Genomic DNA, 21,234 nt, shown 5'->3' with positions numbered 1-21,234 from the left:
GCCCCGGTCAGGGTGACAGCAGCCCGTGCGCCGCGAGGGCGAGCGACAACTCGACGACGTCGCGCGGGCGGTGCAGCGTACGCCCGGTCAGCTGCTCGTAGCGGCGCAGCCGGTTGAGCACCGTGTTGCGGTGGCAGAACAGCGCCCGCCCCGCCTCGCGCGCCGATCCGTCGGCGTCCAGCCAGGCCGTCAGGGTCGTCAGCAGGACGTCCCGGTCGGCGGGTTCGAGCGCCAGGACGGGACCGAGCATGCGGTCGGCGAGCGCGGTGGCCAGGTCCGGGGAGGACACCACCAGGGCCTCCGGGTAGTGCTCCTCCAGCAGCGCCGCCTCGCCGGTGGCGGGGCATGAGCGCAGCGCCGTATCGGCGAGCAGCCGGGCAGCGTTCACCGAGGCCAGTCCGGTGACGGCGGGGCTGACCCCGGCCCGGGCGCCGGGCGGGACGGTGAGGGCCCGGGCCACCTCCCGGGGGTGGACGTCCCCGAGGAGGACGATCGCGTGGGCGGTGGACTCCCCCGTGTGCCACACCGTACGGCCGCCGCCGTGGATCTCCGGCGGGCGCGGCGCGCCGGGGCCGGAGCCCGTGTGATCCAGCGCGACGACCGCGTAACGGCCCTGCTCGGGCAGGCCCAGCACCTCCTCCGCCTCGGGGAAGTCGCTCACCCGGGCGGTGCCGTCCAGCAGCGCCTCGATGATGATCCGGAACCGGTTCTCGCGGTGCCAGGCGAGCTGCCGTCCGACCTCGTGGTACGCCTCGGAGACGAGCGTGCAGTGCTCGTCGACGAAGTTCCAGATGTCGGCCGCCACGTGCACCAGCCCCCGGGCGCCGACCGGGTCCTCGCGCGAGGCCGTCTCGACCAGTTCGTCCCAGACGACGGTGCACCCGATGCGGAAGCCGTGCAGCAGCGCGTCCAGCGGGAGGCCCTGGGCCGCGCGGTCGGCGCCGATCCGCCAGGAGACGGAGCGGGCGGGCTCCCGGGTCTCCTTGGGGTACAGCAGGGAGCGGACGTTGTTGGACAGCGAGTCGTTGACATCCCGCCACAGCTCCTGCGGATCGATGGAGGCCGAGTTGTAGACGGGTTCTCGCTCCCGCATCAGGGCGACCACCTCATCGGTCAGCCGGGGCAGTTCGTCGATGAGGACGCGGGCAGTCCGGTGCAGCAGCGCGATGGCCTCGGGGTCGGCCCGCGAGCGTATGGGCGGGCGGGCGGCGGGCATTCGGGGCAGCGCCCGGGCCCTGTCGGCAGACAGTCGGCTGGCGGAGCGCGCGGCGGCGGGGCCGACGGCGCGGGAGCCGGTGACTGGGTGCATGACGTTCCTCCACCTCTGACGTGCGATGTGCCGCTCAACGCGGCATCATGAGGCCCGGTCCGCTCGGGGGCCAGACCTCTCCCGCCATTGCATCATCGGCATACCGCCTGGTCGGCGTCTTCGGACAATTCCCTTCGACTCCCCACACCTCCCGTCGCCGTCGTACACCTCCGTCGCCCTCCGCCGTTTGCCCTTCCCGACGCCGCCGGTTCGCCGGAGCCGGTCCACGGGACGCGGGGCGCCCAGCGATACGGTGGGGCCGCCCCCACGACGACGCGAGAGAAGGGTGCGGCAATGGCTTCCGCGCACGGCACCTCCCTGGACGTCCCCACCCCCGACGGGGTCGCCGACGCCTACCTGGCTCACCCCGACGACGGGAATCCGCATCCCGGCGTCCTGCTGTACCCGGACGCCTTCGGGCCGCGCGCCTCGGTCGAGGAGGCGGCGAAGCGCCTCGCCGGACACGGCTACACCGTGCTGGTGCCCAACGTCCTCTACCGCGCCGGGCGGGCGCCCGTGGTGGATCTGCCGGAGTTCATCGACCCCTCGCAGCGCTCGGACCTCTTCGACCAGCTCGGCCCGCTGATGAAGGCTCACACGCCCGAGCTGGCGACGCGGGACGCCGGTGCGTACCTGGCCTGGCTGGCCGCCTCTCCCCTGGTCACGAACGGCCCCGTGGGCAGCGTCGGTTACTGCATGGGCGGCGTGCTGGCGGTGCGCACCGCGGCGGCCCATCCCGAGCGGGTCGCCGCGGCGGCCAGCTTCCACGGCGGCCATCTGGTCACGGACGCCCCGGACAGCCCGCACCGGCTCGTCGACCGGGTGTCGGCGGAGCTGTACTTCGGCCACGCCGACCAGGATCCGTCGATTCCGGCGGATCAGATCGCCGTCCTGGAGCAGGCGCTGGACGCGGCCGGGGTGCGCTACCGCAGCGAGGTGTACGAGGGCGCCCACCACGGGTTCACCCAGGTCGACACCGCCATGTACGACGCCTCGGCGGAAGACCGGCACTGGCGGGAGCTGCTGGCGCTCTTCGAGCGCACGCTGGGGAAGTGACACGTCCACCGGCGGCCGGTTGAACACCGGTTGAACACACCGGTCCTCCCCCTCGTACTCCCCGGCATGACCGTGCATCGCATCGCCGCCTCGGCCGCCTTCGCCGGAACCGTCTCGCTGCTGCTCACCGCGGTGGGCACCGGACCCGCCCTGGCCCACGGGGCGCCGGTGGATCCGATCAGCCGGACGGTGGCGTGCTCGCCGGAGGGCGGGCGGGAGGCGCGGTCGGCGGCCTGCGAGGCGGCGAAGGCGGCCGGGGGCGCGGCGTTCGATGAGTGGGACAACCTGCGCATCGCCGATGTGAACGGCAAGGACCGGCAGCGGATCCCGGACGGAAAGCTGTGCAGCGCGGGCATCGACGGTTACCGGGGACAACCTGCGCATCGCCGATGTGAACGGCAAGGACCGGCAGCGGATCCCGGACGGAAAGCTGTGCAGCGCGGGCATCGACGGTTACCGGGGGCTGGATCTGCCGCGTGCGGACTGGCCCTCGACGCGTCTCGCCCCCGGGGCCGAGCTCACGCTCGACTACAGCTCGTCGATTCCGCACACCGGGACCTTCGAGCTGTATCTCACCAAGCCGGGCTACGATCCGACCCGGCCGCTGAAGTGGTCCGATCTCGACGCGAAGCCGTTCGCGAAGGTCAAGGACCCGGAGCTGACCGACGGTGCGTACCACCTCAAGGCGAAGCTGCCGTCGGACCGCACCGGCCGTCAGCTCCTGTACACGATCTGGCGCAACTCCAGTACGCCGGACACGTATTACTCGTGCTCGGACATCGTGCTGTCCGCCGGGGCGAAGGACAGCGACGCGCGGGCGCCCGCCGACAACACCGGCAACACCGGCAACACAGACGACGCAGCGGACACCGACAACACAGCCGACGCGGCCGGCCGTGCCGATGAGACCGAGGGCGGTGGCACCACGATGCCGCTGGTCGCGGGCGGTTCGGCCGCCGCGGTCCTGACGGCCGCCGGGGTGTTCGTGACACGGCGTCGCCGCCGCTGAGGGACAGCGGCGGCGACCCGTGGGGTGGTGGTGCGTCAGGTGATGCGGTGAGCGGGGCCGTGCGGATTACCAGCCCTTGGTCACCCGGTGCTCCTTGAGGGACGCGCAGTTCGACCCGTAGGTGAAGGTCGACTGGTTGTCGATGCCCCCGGCCCAGTCGACGCACTTCCCGCGCCCGTAGTCGTAGATCGGGCCGGCGTAGGACGTGTACAGGCCCTCGTCCAGCTGCGAGTCTTCCGAGCCGTTCACGTAGAGGTACGCGAACATGTTCTTCGCCGCCCCGGTCGAGTTGCGGACGGTGACGACACAGTTCTTGCCCTTGGCCGAGTTGTACGTCAGGAAGACGGTGCCCTGGGTGCCGATCGGCGCCGAGTTCACCACCTTGTAACCGCTGCCGCAGGCCCCGTTGTACGCGGCCCTGGCCGCCGCCGAGGCGGACGGCGCCAGGACCACGGAGCCCGCGACGGCGGACGCCAGGACCGCGGTCGCGGCAACATAGCGCGAAATCTTCATATTTCCCCCTTGTAACCCTAGGACGCTTTTTGCGTCGTCTAGGTGACATGTGGAGGCCCAGGATGGTTGTACGGGAATCTGCGGGGATCAACAGGGATCAACACGGATCTTCCGTCGCTCGGCGAACGCCCCGCTCCCGGTGGCTTTTGAGTACGCGTACTCATGTCGCGGCCGATCACCCCGATGATGCTGACCCCATGCCCAGTTCACCGGCCGTGCCCGTGCGTCCCCCTCGGGTGGGGATCACCTCCGTCGGCTCCTGGCTGCCACGGCGGCGGCTCACGTCCGAGGAGCTGCGCGGCGAGGTGGCACGCGGCTGCGGACTCCCGCTGCCGCACGGGGTGTTCGAACGGGCGACGGGGATCGGCTCGCGGCGGATCGCGGCGGACGGGGAGTACGCCTCGACGCTCGCGATCGGCGCCGCCCGGCGGGCCCTGGACGCCGCCGGGCTCGACCCGCTCGACATCGACCTGTTGCTCTTCGCCTCCGCGACCCGCGACATGACCGAACCCGCCACCGCGCACGTGGTGCAGGCCGAACTCGGTTCCCGGGCCCACGCGCTGGATGTCACCAACGCCTGCAACAGCTTCGTCAACGGCATCGACATGGCACGGGCGATGATCCTCGCCGGGCGCGCCGGCCGGGCGCTGGTGGTCACCGGCGAGACCCCGAGCCGCGCCATGCGCCGCGCCCCCGGGAGCCGCGCGGCGTTCCGCGACGCCTTCGCGGGATACACCTTCGGCGACGCGGGCGCGGCGGTGGTGGTCGAGCCGGTGGACCGCGGCGGCATCCTCGACGTCGACACCCGGACCCACTCCGAACACTGGGCCGCCGGTGGCATCTTCGGCGGTGGATCCCGGCATCCGCGCGACGAGGAGCAGACGTACTTCCGCGGTGACGGCACACGACTGCGCACCGTCTTCGAGAAGGTGGGGGTGTCGGTGCTGGACGGCATGCGGCACCGGACCGGTCTGGAGTGGCGGGACTTCGCGCGGGTGCTCGTCCACCAGGTGACGGTGCCGTATCTGGAGCGGTTCATCGAGACGACCGGTGTGCCACGGGACAAACTCGTCGTCACGGTGGGCGAGTTGGGCAATGTGGCCAGCGCGTCGCTCGGGGTGCAGCTGGACCGGGTACACGGGCGGCTGACGCCGGGCGACCGGGTGCTGTTCGTCGGCCTCGGGGGCGGCGTCAGCATCATGACCCTCGTGTGGGAGGCGTCATGAGCCGGATGTGGGTCGTGGTTCCGGCCCATCAGGAGGCCACCCGGATCGGCGCCACGCTCGACGCGCTCGCCGCACAGCACGACCGCGACTTCACCCTGCTGGTCGTCGACAACGCCTCCACCGACGCCACCCCGGACATCGTCCGCCGCTTCGCCCGGCGCGCCGCCTTCCCCGTCCTGCTGCTGACGGAGCCGGAGAAGGGCGTGGGCTGCGCCGTGGACACCGGGTTCCGGTACGCGATCGAACACGGCGCCGAGATCGTCGCCCGTACCGACGCCGACTGTCTGCCCCGGCCCGGCTGGACGGCCGCCGCGCGGGCCGCGCTGGGCGCCACCGACCGGGGCATGGCCTGCGGACTGCTCACCGCGCGCCGCGACGAGCACGGGCCGCTGGGCCGGGCCGCCTTCCGCCTTCTGGTGTTCCTCGCGGCCCTCTTCGGACGGCTGCGGCCCGCGCACCGCAGGGGGCACGGGTATCTCGCGCCGTACCGGATGCACGCGGGCAACAACATGGCCATCACCGCCGCTCTGTACCTCGCCGCCGGTGGCATGCCACGGCGCCCCTCCCCCACCGACCGGGCGTTCCTCAACCGGGTGCGCCGCCACACCACCGCCATCGCCCGCTGCGAAGGGATGATCGTGGAGAACTCCACGCGACGGCTGCGCGCCTACGGTGTCGTCGGAACCGCCCGCTGGTACCTCGGCAAGGGCAGCGGGCGCCACGGGGAGGATCCGCGCTGATGCTGGACCGTCTCGCGCACACGCTGCGGGCCCATCCGCACCGCCCGGCCGTCCTGGGCTGCACCCGCGCGGGCGCACCCCGGGTGCACGCCACCCGCGGGGACGTGGCCGACCTCGCCGAGGCCTACGCGGCCGGGCTGCGGGCCCGTGGCCTGGCCGCCGGGGACACCGTCGGCGTCGCGATACGGCCCGGGCCGCGCGCGCTCGCAGTGATGCTCGCCGCACACCGGCTGGGGCTGCGGGCCGCCGTGCTGGACCCGTCCGTGGGCCCCGATGTGCTCAGCGCCCGGCTGGCGCTGGCCCGGCCCGCCCTCGTCCTCGCCGATGCCGCGGCGCAGGCCGTGGCGGGGTGGGCCCGCCCACTGGCCCGGCGGGCTCGGCTCGCGCTGCCCGACCTCGCCACGCTCGGGCCGGTGGCCACGCTGGGGCGGCGGCTGCCGGGGTGCGCCCCGGCGCTGGACCTGTCCGCGTCGCGGGTGGCGCTGCCCGAGGCGGGCGACGACGCCGCGGCGGACGCGGTCATCGTGTTCACCTCCGGTACGACGTCCCGGCCGCGCGCCGTGGTGCACTCCCGGGCCGGGCTCGCCGCCGGGATGCGGTCGGTGGCCGAACTGGTCCGGCCCCGGCCGGACGCGCCCGTGCTCGGCGGCACGTTCTTCGTGCTGCTGCCCTCGCTGGCGCGGGGCGCCCCGGTCGCGCTGCCCGCCCGTACGCCGCGCGTCCTCGCCCGGCAGCTCGCCCGGCTCGCCCCGCAGGCCACCTATCTGACGCCACCGCAGCTGCGCGCCGCGCTCGCCGCCTCGGCCCCCTTCACCGGCCGGGTCTGGACCGGCTCGGCACCGGCGGGCGCCGAGCTGCTGGCCCGGGTCAAGCGGGCGGGAGCGGACGAGGCGTGGGGGGTGTACGCGCTCACCGAACTGTTCCCGGCCGCCGCCGTCGAAGCGGCCGAGAAGGCGGCCTTCGGCGGGACCGGCGATCTGGCCGGGGCACCGCTGCCGGGGGTCCGGGCCCGGGTGGACGGCATGGCCCCGGGGAAGGGCGAACTGCTGCTGGCCGGGCCCGCGGCCCGCCACCGCTACCTGGGCGAGGACCCCGACCCCTGGGTGCGGACCGGCGACCGGGCCCGGTGGGAGGGCGGCCGGATCGTGCTGGAGGGGCGGCTGAAGAACATGGTGCTGCGCGGTGCCGAGAACATCTACCCGGGGCTGTACGAGCCGTCGCTGCACGTCGCGGGGGTCGAACTGGCCCTCCTCGTCGGCGTCCCGGCCGGAGACGGGGACGAACGGCTCGTCGCGCTCGTCCAGCCGGGCCCCGGTGCCGACCCGCGCCGGGTGCGTGCCCTGCTGGCCGGGCCGCTGGAGCGGATGGGCTCCGCCCGCCCCGACGCGGTGCTCCTCACCGACATCCCGCTCACCGGGCGGTCCCGCAAACCGGACCGCGCGGAGGCGGCCCGGCGGGCGGCGGCCCAGCTGGACGGCCGTTCCGCGCACGCTTCCGTACGCCGCCTCCGGCCCGGCCGCCGGGCGGACACCCCGTCATGACGCCGCCGAACCGGGCGTACCGGCGGGCCCGCCGCCGGGACCGCCGCGTCTACCGGGCGGCGCACCCGGTGCTCCTCGCCCTGCTCGCCGCCACCCGCGCCCGCCCGGCCGTGCGCCTCGGCTCCACGGTCCTGGTGCACGACGCCGACGCCTGCCGCCAGGTGCTCACCCGTGTCCCGCTGGACCGTACGGCCGAGGGCTCGACCGGCGGCGCGGCGCGGGCCGCGCTGTCCGGGCCGGGGGCACGGGGGTTGCTGTTCGACCAGGAGGGCGGCGGCCACCGGGAGACCCGGCGGGGGCTCGCCGACGGCCTCGGCGCGGCCGGGGTGGACCGGCTGCGACCGGTGTGGCGGGCCGTTCTCGACCGGCGGCTGGGCCCGCTCGCCGAGCCCGGCGGCACGGTGGACCTGGTGGAGGTGGCGCACGAGGTGGCGGGGGCCACGGTATGCGCGCTGCTGGACGTCGACGCCGATCCGCGGGCGGTGGCGTCGGCCGCGGCAGGCGCCGCCGCGGCGGCCGTACGGGACCATCTGCCGGGTCCGCGCCGCTCCGGTGACGGCGCGACGGGGGCGGCGCGGCGCCTTCAGGCCCTGCTGGTCGCCGAGGGGCGGGACGACGGTGCGCTGCGCGCGATGCTGGCCACCGCCGCCGTCGCCACCACCGTCGCGGCCCTCCCCCGCGCGGTGGCCTGGTGCGCCGACGCCGGGCTGTGGCAGGACGCCGCGGCCGACGCGCTGCGCCCGGCGCTGGTGACCGAACTCCTGCGCGTGGTGGCCCCGTCGCCCGTACTGCCGCGAGTCGCCGCCGCCGATGCCACCGTGGCGGGGGTCACGATCCGGCGCGGCGACCGGATCGTGCTGGTCGCACGCCACGCCGTACGGGCCCACCGCACGGGGCCGGACGCGCGCTGCCCGGTCGAACCGGCCGTCTCCCGGCTCGTCTTCGGCGCGGGCCCGCACGCCTGCCCGGGCGCGCCACTGGCCCGGGCCCAGCTCCAGGACACGCTCGCCGCGCTGGCCCCGTACCGTCCCGCCGTCGTCCGCGCCCGGGCGGACCGCCACGCCGCGCTCCCCGGCTGGCGGGCGCTGACCGTCCGCGCGCGGGAGAGCCCATGACCGGCCGTCTCACCGGAGCGCGGGTCGCCGTCACCGGGGCGAGCGGCTTCTGCGGTGGGTACATCGCGCGGGCGGCCGCCGCCGCGGGCGCCGAGGTGCTGTGCGTGGGGCGGCGCGGCGGGCCGGTGGGGCGGCATGTGCGGTGGGACGCCGCGCGGGACGTGCCCGATCTCACCGGGGCCGACCTGGTGGTGCACTGCGCCGCGGCCGTCGGGGACCCGGTGGCGGGGTCGGCGGCCGAGGCGGAGATGCGCGCCGTCAACGTCGGGGGCGCGGCCCGGCTGTTGCGGGCGGCGGGCGGGCGGCCGGTGGTGTGGGTGAGCAGCGCCAGTGTGTACGACCCGCGGCCCGGCCGGGGGCTCGTGCGCGAGGACCATCCCGTCTCCGGCCAGCTGAACGCGTACGGCCGGACGAAGGCGGCGGGCGAATGGCTGGCGCTGGAGGCCGGTGCGGTGGTGCTGCGGCCGCGGGCCGTGTACGGGGCGGGCGACCCGTATCTGGTGCCCCGGCTGCTGGACCGGATCCGCGGCGGGCTCCTGCTGCTGCCGGGGCCCGATGTGACGCTCAGCCTCACCGCCGTCGAGAACCTCGCTGACGCCTGTGTGTCCGCCGCCGCGGGCTGGCCGCCGGGCGCGTACAACATCGCCGACGCCGCGCCGTACCGCCGCGACCGGGCGATCCGTGAGGTGCTGCGCGCCCACGGCCGACGTGCGCGCATCGGCCATCTGCCGCGCCCCCTCGCCCTGGCGGCGGCCCGGGCGCTGGAGGCCGCCGCGCGCCACCGGACGGCGGCCCGGCCGGTGCTGACCCGCTACGCGGTGGACCAGCTCGCGCACACCGTCGTCCTCGACACCACCCGGGCCCGGGAGCGGGGGTGGGTCCCCCGGTGGTCCCTCGGCGACTACGTACGAAGCGTCAGGCCGGTGTGCTGGCGCGGATGACCAGACGGGTGGGGAGTTCCGGCGGCGCCGCCCCGGCCACCGGGGCGGGCGGGGCGGTGGACGCGCCGTGGTCGGAGCGGTGCTCGAGGTGGTGGTCGGTGTGATCGAGGAGCAGCCGCGCCGCCGATTCGCCCTTCTCCACGGTGGGCTGATGGACCGTGGTGAGGGGGACGACGGCGGTGGCGGCCGCGGGAATGTCGTCGTATCCGATGACGGCCAGGTCACCGGGCACGGCGAGGCCGTGGTCCCGGACGGCCGCGCACGCGCCGAGCGCGAGGGTGTCGGAGACGGCGAGCAGCGCGGTGGGGCGCGGGCCCGGCGCGGTGAGCAGGGGGTGCACGGCCGTGCGGATCGCCGCAAAGTCGTTCCTGCCGCATTCGATGACGGTCAGGTCCGTGAACGGCAGCCCCGCCTCGGCCCACGCGTCGCGGTAGCCCAGCAGCCGGCGGCGCAGGATCGCGCTGGTGGTGGCGAGCGCCTGGGGCCAGGTGGCCGGGCCCAGCCGGGGCTGAACGGCGAGCTTGTCCACCAGGATCACGGCCCGCCGGTGGCCGAGGCCGATCAGATGGCGGGCGGCGCGCCGGGCGCCGCCGAAGTCGTCGACGGTGACGAAGCCCGCCCAGGCGTCGCCGAAGCGGTCCCGCCCGGTGTCATGGCCGGGCGAGTCCACGGCCAGCACCGGCAGTTCGCGCTTGACCAGGATGTCAAGACCGGGGTGGTCCTCCTCCACGCTGTACAGGAGGGCCGCGTCGATCACCGCCTTCTCCAGCGCCGCGAGCGGCGCGTCGGCCACCTGCTGGACGGGGGCGGTGGCGTGCCGGGCGAGCGGCCCGACGGCGGGCGGCAGGGCGAGCAGCGTCATGGTGGTGCGGCGCCGCTGGAACTCACGGGCCACGCCCTCCAGGAAGGCGGTGGCCGCCGGGTCGGCGAAGGCCGTCTCCAGCGGGAGGGGCAGCACCACCCCGACGGTGCCGGTGCGGCCGCGCCGGAGCGAGGCGGCGGCCGGGTCAGGGCCCGCGTAACCGACCTCCTCGGCGGCCTGGAGCACGCGTTCGCGCATCGTGGCGGAGAAACGGCCGGTGTCGTTGAGGACGTTGGAGACGCTCATCACCGAGACCCCCGCCGTGCGGGCCACATCCTTCAGCGTCGCCATCCGCTCTCCCCGGTTTGCTCCGGCTTCTCGTGATCGCTTGCCGCTCACCCCCATCTTATGCCACTGTGCTTTATCGATACATCAACGGTGATGTGCCGCACGAGAGGGCCTGTCCGTGAGCAGTCAGAGGCATCGCATGCTCGCCGGGGAACCGTACGCCGCCCCCGCCGCCGACGCACCGCGCCCGGCCGCGACCCCCGGCTGCCCGGCCCTGAGCCATGGGACCCCCGGCCGTACGCGCCTCAGCCGTACGCCCCTCGGCGGCCCGGCCTTCCACCGTAAGGCCCCCGCCCCGCGCGGCATCTGAGAACGCACAACACGGCCCGGGGGCCTCACGAGCGCCGTCCGCACCGCCCTTCACCGGCGAACGCGCCGACCCGCGACAACCTGCCGCATGGCGCCGGACCACCCCTGCCCGGCCGACTCCCGAGCCAGCAATCACATCAGCAAGCCAGCACGAACCAGCACTGGGATGGACGCATGACAGCCCCGGATGAGCGCCGGATGACCTCGATACCGGCGAGTGGCGAGGCAACGGGCCTCGCCACGGCCACCACGGCGCCCCGCCCCTCCACGCACCGCACGGAGGGCTCACCGCACGCCTGGTGGCGCGACGCGGTGATCTACCAGATCTACCTGCGCAGCTTCCTCGACAGCACCGGGGACGGCATCGGCGACCTCGCCGGGGCCCGGCTGGGGCTGCCGTACCTCAAGAAGCTGGGCGTGGACGGGATCTGGCTCAGCCCGTTCTACCCGTCGCCGCAGCACGACCACGGGTACGACGTCGCCGACTACCTCGACGTCGACCCGATCTTCGGCGACCTGGAGGAGTTCGACCGGCTGGTGCACGACGCCCACCGGCTGGGGCTGAAGGTCCTCATGGACATCGTCCCCAACCACTGCTCCAGCGAACACGCCTGGTTCAAGGCGGCCCTTGCCGAGGGACCCGGCGGACCGGCCCGGGCCCGCTTCCACTTCGCCGACGGCCGGGGCGCGGACGGCGAACTGCCGCCCAACAACTGGCACGCCATGTTCGGCGGCCCCGCCTGGAGCCGGGTCACCGAGCCCGACGGCACCCCCGGCCAGTGGTACCTGCACCTGTTCACCCCCGAACAGCCCGACCTCAACTGGCGCGAGCCGTCGGTCGGCGAGCACTTCCACGAGGTGCTGCGGTTCTGGCTCGACCGGGGTGTCGACGGGTTCCGCATCGATGTGGCGGCGGGTCTGTTCAAGCACCCCGAGCTGCCCGACTCCGACGACCCCACCATCGACGAACGCACCCGCGACTCCGTCAACCCCTTGGCCTGGAACCAGCCGGAGATCCACGAGGAGTGGCGCCGCTGGCGCGCCATCTGCGACGAGTACGCGGCCCGCGACGGGAACGACCGGCTGCTGGTCGGCGAGGTCTCCGTGCCGACGCCGCTGGAGCAGGCCAAGTACGTGCGTTCCGACGAACTCCACCAGGCCTTCTTCTTCCACCTGCTGACCGCGCCCTGGAACCCGGACGTCTTCCGCAAGGTGATCAGCGAGGCGATGCGGGACATCGCCGACACCGGCTCCACCGTCACCTGGGTCCTCAACAACCACGACCAGGTCCGCACCGTGACCCGGTACGCGGGCGAGCCGGCCACCGGCGAGGTGTCGTGCCTCGGCCCGGCCCGGGCCCGCGCCGCCGCCCTGCTGATGCTGGCCCTGCCCGGCGCCGCGTACGTCTACCAGGGCGAGGAGCTGGGCCTGCCCGAGGTGGTCGACCTGCCGGACGAGGTGCTGACCGACCCCATCTTCCACCGCACCGGCAGCCGTCAGCACATCCGCGACGGCTGCCGGGTGCCGCTGCCGTGGTCGGGGCATGCCTCGCCGTTCGGCTTCACCACCGGCGAGGCGGTGGCCCAGCCGTGGCTGCCGCAGCCCGAGTGGTTCGCCGACCACGCCACCGACCGGGCGCTGGCCAACACCGACTCGTTCTGGCATCTGTACCGGGAGGGGCTGCATCTGCGGCGCAGCCTCCCGCAGATGGGCGAGGGGCCGCTGGTGTGGATGGAGTCGCCGCCCGAGGTGCTGGCGTTCATCCGCGGCGACGGGCTGGTGTGCGCGATCAACTTCAGCGACCACCCGGTCCCGGCCCCGGTCACCGGTGCGCCCATTCTGGCCAGCACCTCCTGCCCGCCCGGGACGCTGCCGGGCAGCGCCGCGGCCTGGTGGATCACCGATCTGACCGGCTGACGCGCGGCGCGGTCCGGGCGGCCGCCCGTCAGAAGGGGGCGGCCACCCGTCGGATGAGGGTGCCCGTCGGAGAGGGCAGCCGTCAGGCGAGGGCGGCCGCCATCCGCCGTACCGCCTCGGCGATCACCTCCGGCGAGGTACCCAGGTTGAGCCGGACATGGCCCGCCCCGCCCGTACCGAAGGGCAGTCCGGAGTTGAGGGCCACCCGGCCGCGGTCGAGGAAGACGGCGGCGGGGTCGTCCCCCAGGCCCAGGGCGCGGCAGTCGAGCCAGGCGAGGAAGGTCGCCGGACCCGGCCGGTAGCCGACCCCGGGCAGCTCCCGGGCCAGCAGCCCGGCGAGCAGCGCGCGGTTGTCGTCGAGCCCGCCCAGCAGGGCGTCCAGCCAGTCCCCGCCGTCGCGCAGCGCGGCGGTGTGGGCGATGACGCCGATGTGGCTGGGGCCGTGGCCGACCTCTTCGGGGAGGCGCGCCAGGTCGTCGGCGGCCGCGGGACCGGCGATGGCCAGCGCGGCCTTGAGCCCCGCGAGGTTCCACCCCTTGGAGGCCGACATCAGCGACAGCCCGCTCTCCGCGCCGGGCACGCCGAGATACGGGGTGAAGACGGTCCCGGGGGCGACCAGGGGAGCGTGGATCTCGTCGGCCACGACCCGTACGCCATGGCGGTCGGCGAGCGCGGCGACGGCGGCCAGTTCGTCGGCAGTGTGCACGGTTCCGGTCGGATTGTGCGGGCTGCACAGCAGATAGGCGGCCCGCCGGCCGCCCGCGACGGCACGCCGGAAGGCGTCCTCCAGCGCGTCGAGGTCGAGCCGCAGGTCCGCGCCGAGCGGTGCCTCCACGACGCGGCGGTCCATGTGCTCCACGAACGGGTAGAAGGGCGGATAGACCGGACAGTTGACCACCACCGCGTCCCCCGGGCCGCTGACCAGCTTGAGCATCTCGACGACGCCCAGCATCACATCGGGCACGATCGCGGTGCGTTCCACGGCGAGCCCGTCCCAGCCCCAGCGCTCCCGGGCGAAGCCCGCCAGCGCCTCGGCGTACGCCGTACCGGCCGGATAGCCGGTGTCGCCGAGGGCGATCGCGTCCGTGACCGCCCGCACCACCGGCTCGGCGAGGGGTACGTCCATCTCGGCCACCCACAGCGGCAGCACGTCGTCCGGGTAGGTGCGCCACTTCATGCTGGTCCGGAGCCGCAGTTGGTCGAGGGTGAGCCGGTTCAGCGGGTTGGGGTCGTCGTCGGCCGGGCGGTGCGGAGTGAGATCCATGTCATCCATGGTCCCCACACCGGTCGTGTTGTCCATGTGTTGCATGTGTTCCGAGCTGTGACGATGGGCCAATCGCGGCTTCACGGTCATGGCCGGGCGGTCATCAGGAGGTTGACGGGATGCGGCAAGATGGCAGGTCACGTCGAGGCCATGTGTATGCGCCGCGACGATATCGGCACATCCTCCCCACGAACAGGTGACCAGGTGAGCAGCAGACAGGACTTCGGTCCGGCGACGACGCGGGCCGCCGCCCCGAGGGCGGCGGGCACCACTTCGGGAGGTGAGCGGTGAACCGGGCACTGACGCTGCACGACGTCATCGTCGTGGGCGCCGCGCTGCTCGCCGCCGCGGCGGCCGGACTGCTGGCGCGGATGGCGCTGCGCTGGCTGGGCGAGCGGGCGCGCCGGACCCGGTGGAGCGGGGACGACATCATCGTCGCCACCCTGCGCACCCTGGCCCCTTGGGCGGCCATGTCCATCGGCGTGTCCTCCGCGGCCGCGGCGCTGCCGCTGACCCGTACCGTCGGTCACACCGTCAACCAGCTGGTGATCGCGGCGCTGATCCTGGCCACCACGGTCACGGCGGCGCGCGTCGTCGCCGGCCTGGTGCAGACGCTGGCGCTGTCCCGGTCCGGGGTCGCGGGCACGGCCACCATCTTCGTCAACATCACGCGTATCGCGGTGCTGATGATGGGCGTGCTGATCCTGCTCCAGACGCTCGGCATCTCGATCGCGCCGCTGCTCACCGCGCTGGGCGTGGGCGGTCTGGCGGTCGCGCTGGCCCTTCAGGACACCCTGGCCAACCTGTTCGCGGGCGTGCACATCCTGGCGTCCAAGACGGTGCAGCCCGGTCACTACATCCGGCTCAGCAGCGGGGAGGAGGGGTACGTCGTGGACATCAACTGGCGTAACACCACGATCCGCCAGCTGTCCGACAACCTCGTCATCATCCCCAATGCCAAGCTGGCCGGCACCATCACCACCAACTACCACCAGCCGGGGCAGGAGATGTCGGTGATGGTGCAGGTGCGGGTCGGCTACCGGAGTGATCTCGAACATGTCGAGCGGGTGACGACCGAGGTGGGCGCGAAGGTGATGGCCGATGTCTCGGGCGGCGTGGTCGATTTCGAGCCGAGTATCCGCTTTCACACCTTCGGCGAGTCCGGCATCGACTTCTCGGTCTTCCTGGGGGCCCTGGAGTTCAGCGACCAGTACCTGATCAAGCACGAGTTCATGAAGCGGCTGCACCGGCGCTACCAGGCCGAGGGCATCGAGATCCCGCTGCCGATGCGTACCGTCGTCCTCCACCAGCCGGGTCAGGTGCCGCTGCCCGCCCAGCGCACCGGCGAGGCGGACCTGACCCCGGGCCCGGGGGTGGCCACGGGCCCGGGGAGCACCACCTAGCCGCAGTGCTCGGCCTTCTCCTGGTCCGTCATGGGACGGGTGTGCTGGGTCTTGGTGCTGGGCGCGTCCGGCTTGGGGCCGGTCGCGTCGAACGGCACGTACCAGATGTAGTGGCCGTAGAACTTGTCCTCGAAGTGCAGTTCGTACGTGCCCTTCACGCGCTGCATCTGGGGCGCGCGGGTGACCCAGCCCACCTCACCGGGGCGGACGTCCACGTTGGTGGTGTCGGTCTCGGTGTGGGAGCTCTCCCAGGTGTGCCCGTACGACGTCTCGACGCTCACCTTGAAGACCTCCGAGAAGCCGTACTCGGCGCTGAGCGAGACACCGAGGCTGTTGGTCTCCCCGGTCGTGTCGGCCCAGGCGATGCTGGAGCGCTGGAGGTCCTGGGTGCAGTTGTAGGCGCTGTCGCCGACCTGGTGCGACTCCCCCACGGTGTCCGTGGGCGCGCCCTCGGGGTGGAAGACGCAGGAGTCGGTGCCGTTGTCACACTTGTCGAGCAGTTCGCGGTTGGTGGGGGTCTCCTCGGCCTGCGCGGGGGCGGCGAGGACCATGCCGCCCACGGTGGCCAGCGCCGCCAGTAAGACGGCGCTACGGGTCCGGGACGTGCGGATACGACTCATGTCGGGTGCTTTCTGTGGGGGGAATGCCACGGTCCGTGCGGACCGCGGCGGAAGGGGATCAGCTGAAGCCGATCGACTGGGTGCGGTCGTTCATCGCCTGACCCACGTCGTCGGTGTTCTCGTCGAACGGACCGTCACGGTCGCCGCCGAGGTTCGGCTCCGGGTAGAGCCAGATGGCGCAGTTGCCCCACGGCTGTACCGAGGAGATGCGGTTCTTCCAGTCGTCACCGAGGTCGAACTGCCAGTTGACCCAGCCGTCCTTCTCGCACAGCTCGGGTCCGGTGATGGTGAGCGAGGCGCCGGTGAAGCCCTTTTCGTCGAAGAACGTCCCCTGGATGACGTCCCCCTGCGCGCCCACGTCGGCCTCCGCCGCCTCGGTCCGGAAGGACTTCGAGGCGGCGGCCGCCCGCGGGGTGGCGGGGGCGTCGGTGATCCGGCCGCCGGTGGCGTTCCCGACCGCCTCGGTGAACGTACCGAAGCAGCTCTGCTGCCCGGTGCGCGCGTCGACCACGCAGTGGCGCGCGGCGGAGGACGCGTCGGGTGCGGCGGCCGAGGCGGTCTGCGCCCACGGGCTGCACAGCAGCCCCGTGACGGCGGCGACAGTTGCCCCGGCGAGCCGGCTGGGTGTCGTCCGTAATGCCATACGGACACCTCCTTGATGTGATGGGCCCTTCTCGGCCCGTACCCGGCGCGCCTGCTCGCTTTGGTCCGTACCAAAACTGCGAAATTCCCTAGTACTTCTGGTGCACGCCCTGAGCCCGCGGCTCACCCCCGCGGCTCACCCCCGCGGCGGCCGCAGCGAGCTGGCGCGCACGACGAGGGTGGGTGAGAGCGTGATGCGGCGCGGGCGCCGCTCCACGGGGGTGCGGAGCGACTCCAGCAGCAGCCGCGCCGAGCGCTCCCCCAGCGGATGGGCGGGCTGGGCGACGACCGAGATGGGCGGCGTCATGTACGGCGCCCAGGGGGCGTCGTCGAAGGAGACGAAGCCGACGTCGGAGCCGACGCGCAAGCCCCGTTCGGCGAGCGCGGCCAGCGTGCCGAGCGCCATCGGGGCGTTGGCGACGAAGAACGCGTCGGGCGGGTCGGCCCGGGCCAGCAGCTCACGGGCGGCGAGCATCGCACCGTCCTGCCGGAAGTCGGCGTGCGCGACGATCTCCGGCATGCCGTCGTGCTCCCGGATGGCCGCGCGGTAGCCGCGCAGCCGGGCCCGGGCGGTGTCGGCGGACGCCGGGCCGGTGATACAGGCCGGGCGCGACCAGCCCTGCTCGATGAGATGGCGCGTGGCGGCCCGGGCGCCCGCGAAGGAGGGCACCACGATGGCGTCGGTCTTCTCGCGCAGCGGGCGGTCGATCACCACGACCGGGATCCGGCTCTGCCGCAGCCGTGAGATGTCGGTGTCCCTGCCCTGCGGGGACAGCACGACCCCGGCCACCCGGGCCTGCTCGGCCACGGCGAGGTGGCGACGCTCCTTCTCGGGATCCTCGTCGGTGTTGCAGAGCAGGACCGTATAGCCCTCCGCCTCGGCGGCGTCCGTGACGCCGCGCGCGACCGCGGTGAAGAACGGGTTGCCGATGTCGGGGATGAGCAGCGCGATGACCTTGGTGGTGCGGGTGCGCAGGCTCCTGGCGATCCCGTTCGGCCGGTACCCCACCGCGTCGGCGGCCCGCATCACCCGCTCGACGATCTCCGGCGCGATGGTCGGATTGCCGTTGAGCGCCCGGGATACGGAGGCCGGGGAAACCCCCGCCGCCTCGGCAACGGTTTTGATCGTCGGCGTTGGTGTCACCTCACCCACGGTAGCCACCTCCCGCCGCGGCATCACCACCGGAGCCGGAACCTCACCGGGCCCCTGCCCTGGCTCCGCGCCCCGACCCTTGCCCGAGAAATCGATTTCTGAGAGCCTGCGGGCACCCGCGGCGGCCGTCACGGGTGCCCGTCGACAACGCAGGGAATGGGGTGGCGCCATGCCGTACACCGTGCCGGTCAGCACACCGAGGCCGACCGTGGAGCCCGCTACGGTCTGGCTGGTGGCCAGCGGCGATCTGCGCCCCTCCGCCAATGCCGCGGGGTGGCCGGTCCAGGAGGCGATGGAAGCCGCGCTGGGCGATGCCTTCGGGAAGCTCGGCTGGACGGTGCGCCGGGCACACGAGGTGGATCCGGCCAAGGGCCATGGCTTCATCGACAGCCAGCGCATGGGGCTGACCGTCTTCCGCTCGATCCCCTCCGACGCGCCCCTGGTGGTCGCCGAGGCCGTGTGGCAGTACAGCCACCATGTGCTGGCCGGGCTGCGCACCCACCGTGGCCCCATCCTGACCGTGGCCAACTTCGACGGCACCTGGCCGGGCCTGGTGGGGCTGCTCGGGGTGAACGCGGGCCTGACCAAGATGGGCAAGGAGTACTCCACGCTGTGGAGCGTGGACTTCACCGACGACTGGTTCCTGGAGGGGCTGCGGAGCTGGGTGGACACCGGCACCGTTCCCCAGGACACCTCGCACGTACGGCCGTTGCCGCCGCTCCCGGCCACGCCCGAACGCGAGCTGGGACATGCCGTCGCCGACCAGCTGATGGCGGACAAGGCCATCATCGGGGTCTTCGACGAGGGCTGCATGGGCATGTACAACGCCATCATCGACGACGAACTCCTCAACCCCCTCGGCATCTACAAGGAGCGCCTGTCGCAGAGCGCGCTGTTCGCCGAGATGTCCACGGTGCCGGAGGCGGAGACCACCGCGGTGCGCACGTGGCTCACCGAGCGCGGCATGCGCTTCGAGACCGGTACGGACGAGGCCACCGAGCTGACCGACGAACAGCTGCGCCAGCAGTTCGCGATGTACATCGCCGCGCTGCGGATCAGCGACGACTTCGGGCTGGACGCGGTCGGCATCCAGTACCAGCAGGGCCTGAAGGACCTGGTGGCCGCCTCCGACCTCGCCGAGGGGCTGCTGAACAACGCCGAGCGGCCCCCCGTGCGCAGCCGCGACGGCTCCCGGGTGCTGTGGGAGGACCGGCCCCTCCCCCACTTCAACGAGGTGGACGAGGGCGTGGCGGTGGACGCGCTGCTCAGCAACCGCATCTGGACGGCGATGGGCCTCGACCCGGCCACCACCCTGCACGACGTCCGCTGGGGCGAGGAGTACGACGGCCGGTTCGTCTGGGTCTTCGAGATCTCCGGCTCCATCCCGGCGTCCCACCTCGCCGGGGGCTACGCCGAGGCCGTCTCCCTGCGGCAGAACCCGGTGTACTTCCCGGCCGGTGGCGGCACCCTGTCCGGGGTGTCCCGGCCCGGCGAGATCGTCTGGTCCCGGCTGTACATCGCGGACGGGGCGCTGCATCTGGACATCGGCCGGGGCCGGGCGGTGGAGCTGCCCGAGGAGGAGACGCGGCGGCGCCGCCAGGCCACCAACCCGGAGTGGCCGGTCATGCACGCGGTCCTCGACGGGGTGAGCCGCGACCAGTTCATGGCCCGCCACAAGGCCAACCACATCCAGGTGGTGTACGCGCCCGACGCCGCCACGGCCGACCGCGCGCTGGCCGTCAAGGCGGCGGCCTTCGAACGGCTGGGGGTGTCCGTGCACCTGTGCGGCGACGTGGCGATCGAGGCCGGGTGATGGCGTCGCCGAACGCGATGACGTCGCACAGCGCCCCGCGGCGCGCCGTGGTGGGCGTGGACATCGGGACCTCCAGCTCCAAGGGCGTGCTGGTGTCGCCGGACGGCACGGTCCTCGCCCAGTCCGTCGTACGGCACTCCGTCGACCGGCCGCACCCGGGCTGGGTGGAGATGGACCCGGAGGTGTGGTGGCGGGAGTTCACCACCCTGGTGAGGGATCTGCTCGGGTCCGCCGAGGTGACCGTGGAGGCGGTCGGCGTCAGCGGGATGGGGCCGTGTGTCGCGGTCACGGACGACGCCGGTGTGCCGCTGCGCCCGGCCCTGCTGTACGGGATCGACACCCGCGCCACCGAGCAGATCGGCGAGCTGGAGGCCGCGCTGGGCCGCGAGGAGATCCTGCGCCGCTGCGGTTCGGTGCTCTCCACCCAGGCCGTCGGCCCCAAGCTCGCCTGGCTCGCACGGCACGAGCCCGGCGTCTTCGCCCGCGCCCGGCGGCTGTTCATGCCCAGCTCCTGGCTGGTGCACCGGCTCACCGGGGAGTACGTACTGGACCACCACTCGGCCAGCCAGTGCACCCCGCTCTACGACACCGGCGCCCTCGACTGGTACCGCCCCTGGTCGGACGGGCTGGCGGGGCGGATCGAACTGCCCCGGCTCGCCTGGTCCGGGGACGTGGCGGGCCGGGTGTCGCCGCGGGCGGCGGAGGCGACGGGGCTGACGGCGGGCACCCCGGTGACGGTCGGCACCATCGACGCCTGGGCGGAGGCGGTCAGCGGCGACGCGCACAACGCCGGCGATCTGATGCTGATGTACGGCTCGACCATGTTCCTGATCAACACGGTTGAGGAGCGCGTCACCTTCCCCGCCCTGTGGGGCACCGTCGGGGCGCTCCCCGGCACCCGCAACCTGGCCGGTGGCATGGCGTCCTCGGGCGCCATCACCGACTGGCTGCGCTCGCTGTTCGGGGACCCGTCCGTGCCCGAACTGCTGGCCGAGGCGGAGATCTCGGGCCCGGGGGCGCGCGGGCTGCTGATGCTGCCGTACTTCGACGGGGAGCGCACTCCCGTCGCCGACCCCGCGGCCCGCGGTGTCCTCGCGGGCCTCACCCTCGCGCACACCCGCGGCGATCTCTACCGCGCCGCGCTGGAGGCCACCGGGTTCGGCGTCCGCCACAACGTGGAGGCGATCCGCGCCGCCGGTGGCCGCATCGACCGGGTGGTGGCCGTGGGCGGTGGCGCCCAGGGGCATCTGTGGACGCAGATCGTCTCCGACATCACCGGGCTGACCCAGGACGTCCCCACGCACACCATCGGCGCGAGCCTCGGTTCGGCGTTCCTCGCCGCGTCGGCCGTCGGGGATGCCTCCATCGCGCGGTGGAATCCGCCCGCCGTCCAGGTGCGCCCCGACCCGGCCACCACGGCGCGCTACGACGAGCTGTACGCGCGCTACCGCGAGCTGTACCCGGCGACCGCGGACATCGTCCACGGCCTCGCCACCGGCTGACTCACCCCACC

General features: G+C 73.6%; 19 protein-coding genes and 1 pseudogene. 13 read left to right on the top strand and 7 right to left on the bottom strand.

Features of this window, described 5'->3' with window-relative positions:
* Positions 1-7: 7 nt before the first annotated feature.
* Positions 8-1,309 carry a CdaR family transcriptional regulator gene (locus tag HYQ63_RS39955; protein ID WP_179938773.1) on the bottom strand — a complete coding sequence of 434 codons (1,302 nt, stop codon included), beginning with the start codon at positions 1,307-1,309 and terminating at the stop codon, positions 8-10.
* Positions 1,310-1,603: 294 nt separating this feature from the next.
* On the opposite strand from HYQ63_RS39955, the gene HYQ63_RS39950 reads away from it, so the two are divergent.
* The 3 genes and pseudogenes from HYQ63_RS39950 to HYQ63_RS39945 all read left to right on the top strand — a co-directional run bounded on the left by HYQ63_RS39950 (position 1,604) and on the right by HYQ63_RS39945 (position 3,374).
* Entirely contained in the window at positions 1,604-2,365 is a 762-nt protein-coding gene (locus tag HYQ63_RS39950; RefSeq protein WP_179938771.1) for a dienelactone hydrolase family protein, read from the top strand.
* A gap of 66 nt (positions 2,366-2,431) precedes the next feature.
* A pseudogene (locus tag HYQ63_RS45755) lies at positions 2,432-2,677 on the top strand (lytic polysaccharide monooxygenase); the annotation flags it as partial.
* A gap of 79 nt (positions 2,678-2,756) precedes the next feature.
* On the top strand, positions 2,757-3,374 hold the full coding sequence (locus HYQ63_RS39945) for a lytic polysaccharide monooxygenase (RefSeq protein WP_306664870.1): 618 nt from the start codon (positions 2,757-2,759) through the stop codon (positions 3,372-3,374).
* A gap of 66 nt (positions 3,375-3,440) precedes the next feature.
* Here the strand turns inward: HYQ63_RS39945 and HYQ63_RS39940 are convergent, their stop codons facing one another.
* Positions 3,441-3,887, bottom strand: coding sequence for a spore-associated protein A (locus tag HYQ63_RS39940; protein ID WP_179938769.1), 447 nt, complete (start codon positions 3,885-3,887; stop codon positions 3,441-3,443).
* Positions 3,888-4,084: 197 nt separating this feature from the next.
* Here HYQ63_RS39940 and HYQ63_RS39935 point away from each other — a divergent pair, with 197 nt between their 5' ends.
* Genes HYQ63_RS39935 through HYQ63_RS39915 form a run of 5 tightly spaced genes read left to right on the top strand, consistent with a single transcriptional unit; the run spans position 4,085 to position 9,450 of the window.
* Positions 4,085-5,113: a 3-oxoacyl-ACP synthase III family protein gene (locus HYQ63_RS39935; protein ID WP_179938767.1), complete on the top strand. Its 1,029-nt coding sequence runs from the start codon at positions 4,085-4,087 to the stop codon at positions 5,111-5,113.
* On the top strand, positions 5,110-5,853 hold the full coding sequence (locus HYQ63_RS39930) for a glycosyltransferase (RefSeq protein ID WP_257232468.1): 744 nt from the start codon (positions 5,110-5,112) through the stop codon (positions 5,851-5,853). The genes HYQ63_RS39935 and HYQ63_RS39930 overlap by 4 nt, the downstream gene beginning before the upstream one ends.
* Entirely contained in the window at positions 5,853-7,394 is a 1,542-nt protein-coding gene (locus HYQ63_RS39925) for a class I adenylate-forming enzyme family protein (protein WP_179938765.1), read from the top strand. Before HYQ63_RS39930 ends, HYQ63_RS39925 begins: the two co-directional genes overlap by 1 nt.
* Positions 7,391-8,509, top strand: a complete 1,119-nt coding sequence (locus tag HYQ63_RS39920) for a cytochrome P450 (RefSeq protein ID WP_179938763.1) — start codon at positions 7,391-7,393, stop codon at positions 8,507-8,509. Before HYQ63_RS39925 ends, HYQ63_RS39920 begins: the two co-directional genes overlap by 4 nt.
* Complete coding sequence (locus tag HYQ63_RS39915) at positions 8,506-9,450, top strand: NAD(P)-dependent oxidoreductase (RefSeq protein WP_179938761.1); 945 nt, start codon at positions 8,506-8,508, stop codon at positions 9,448-9,450. The genes HYQ63_RS39920 and HYQ63_RS39915 overlap by 4 nt, the downstream gene beginning before the upstream one ends.
* Here the strand turns inward: HYQ63_RS39915 and HYQ63_RS39910 are convergent.
* The gene (locus HYQ63_RS39910; RefSeq protein ID WP_179938759.1) at positions 9,425-10,603 is read right to left on the bottom strand and encodes a LacI family DNA-binding transcriptional regulator; all 1,179 of its coding nucleotides are present in this window, start codon (positions 10,601-10,603) and stop codon (positions 9,425-9,427) included. The two genes, HYQ63_RS39915 and HYQ63_RS39910, sit on opposite strands and share 26 nt — an antisense overlap.
* 115 nt (positions 10,604-10,718) lie before the next feature.
* On the opposite strand from HYQ63_RS39910, the gene HYQ63_RS39905 reads away from it, so the two are divergent.
* Positions 10,719-10,910, top strand: a complete 192-nt coding sequence (locus HYQ63_RS39905) for a hypothetical protein (RefSeq protein WP_179938757.1) — start codon at positions 10,719-10,721, stop codon at positions 10,908-10,910.
* Positions 10,911-11,107: 197 nt separating this feature from the next.
* Positions 11,108-12,826 (top strand): glycoside hydrolase family 13 protein, encoded by a 1,719-nt coding sequence (locus tag HYQ63_RS39900; protein WP_179941016.1) that lies wholly within the window; start codon positions 11,108-11,110, stop codon positions 12,824-12,826.
* A gap of 82 nt (positions 12,827-12,908) precedes the next feature.
* Here the strand turns inward: HYQ63_RS39900 and HYQ63_RS39895 are convergent, their stop codons facing one another.
* Positions 12,909-14,090 carry a MalY/PatB family protein gene (locus tag HYQ63_RS39895; RefSeq protein WP_179938755.1) on the bottom strand — a complete coding sequence of 394 codons (1,182 nt, stop codon included), beginning with the start codon at positions 14,088-14,090 and terminating at the stop codon, positions 12,909-12,911.
* 287 nt (positions 14,091-14,377) lie between these two features.
* Between HYQ63_RS39895 and HYQ63_RS39890 the strand changes: the two genes are divergently transcribed.
* Positions 14,378-15,493 carry a mechanosensitive ion channel family protein gene (locus tag HYQ63_RS39890; protein ID WP_179938753.1) on the top strand — a complete coding sequence of 372 codons (1,116 nt, stop codon included), beginning with the start codon at positions 14,378-14,380 and terminating at the stop codon, positions 15,491-15,493.
* On the opposite strand, the gene HYQ63_RS39885 is transcribed toward HYQ63_RS39890, so the two are convergent.
* The 3 genes from HYQ63_RS39885 to HYQ63_RS39875 form a co-directional block, all read right to left on the bottom strand.
* The gene (locus HYQ63_RS39885) at positions 15,490-16,113 is read right to left on the bottom strand and encodes a hypothetical protein (RefSeq protein ID WP_179938751.1); all 624 of its coding nucleotides are present in this window, start codon (positions 16,111-16,113) and stop codon (positions 15,490-15,492) included. The genes HYQ63_RS39890 and HYQ63_RS39885 overlap by 4 nt on opposite strands.
* Positions 16,114-16,171: 58 nt before the next feature.
* Positions 16,172-16,756: a hypothetical protein gene (locus tag HYQ63_RS39880; protein ID WP_179938749.1), complete on the bottom strand. Its 585-nt coding sequence runs from the start codon at positions 16,754-16,756 to the stop codon at positions 16,172-16,174.
* Between the two features lie 135 nt (positions 16,757-16,891).
* On the bottom strand, positions 16,892-17,899 hold the full coding sequence (locus HYQ63_RS39875) for a LacI family DNA-binding transcriptional regulator (protein ID WP_257232466.1): 1,008 nt from the start codon (positions 17,897-17,899) through the stop codon (positions 16,892-16,894).
* A 178-nt stretch (positions 17,900-18,077) separates the two neighbouring features.
* Here HYQ63_RS39875 and HYQ63_RS39870 point away from each other — a divergent pair, with 178 nt between their 5' ends.
* Together HYQ63_RS39870 and HYQ63_RS39865 are read left to right on the top strand one after the other, a co-directional pair.
* The gene (locus HYQ63_RS39870) at positions 18,078-19,721 is read left to right on the top strand and encodes a fucose isomerase (RefSeq protein ID WP_179938747.1); all 1,644 of its coding nucleotides are present in this window, start codon (positions 18,078-18,080) and stop codon (positions 19,719-19,721) included.
* Positions 19,721-21,223 carry an FGGY-family carbohydrate kinase gene (locus tag HYQ63_RS39865; RefSeq protein ID WP_257232465.1) on the top strand — a complete coding sequence of 501 codons (1,503 nt, stop codon included), beginning with the start codon at positions 19,721-19,723 and terminating at the stop codon, positions 21,221-21,223. The genes HYQ63_RS39870 and HYQ63_RS39865 overlap by 1 nt, the downstream gene beginning before the upstream one ends.
* The last annotated feature ends 11 nt before the right edge of the window (positions 21,224-21,234 follow it).

It is taken from the genome of Streptomyces sp. Rer75, assembly GCF_013414305.1.
GTDB classification, from domain to species: Bacteria; Actinomycetota; Actinomycetes; order Streptomycetales; family Streptomycetaceae; genus Streptomyces; species Streptomyces himastatinicus.
This window is presented reverse-complemented; position numbering and strand designations above follow the sequence as displayed.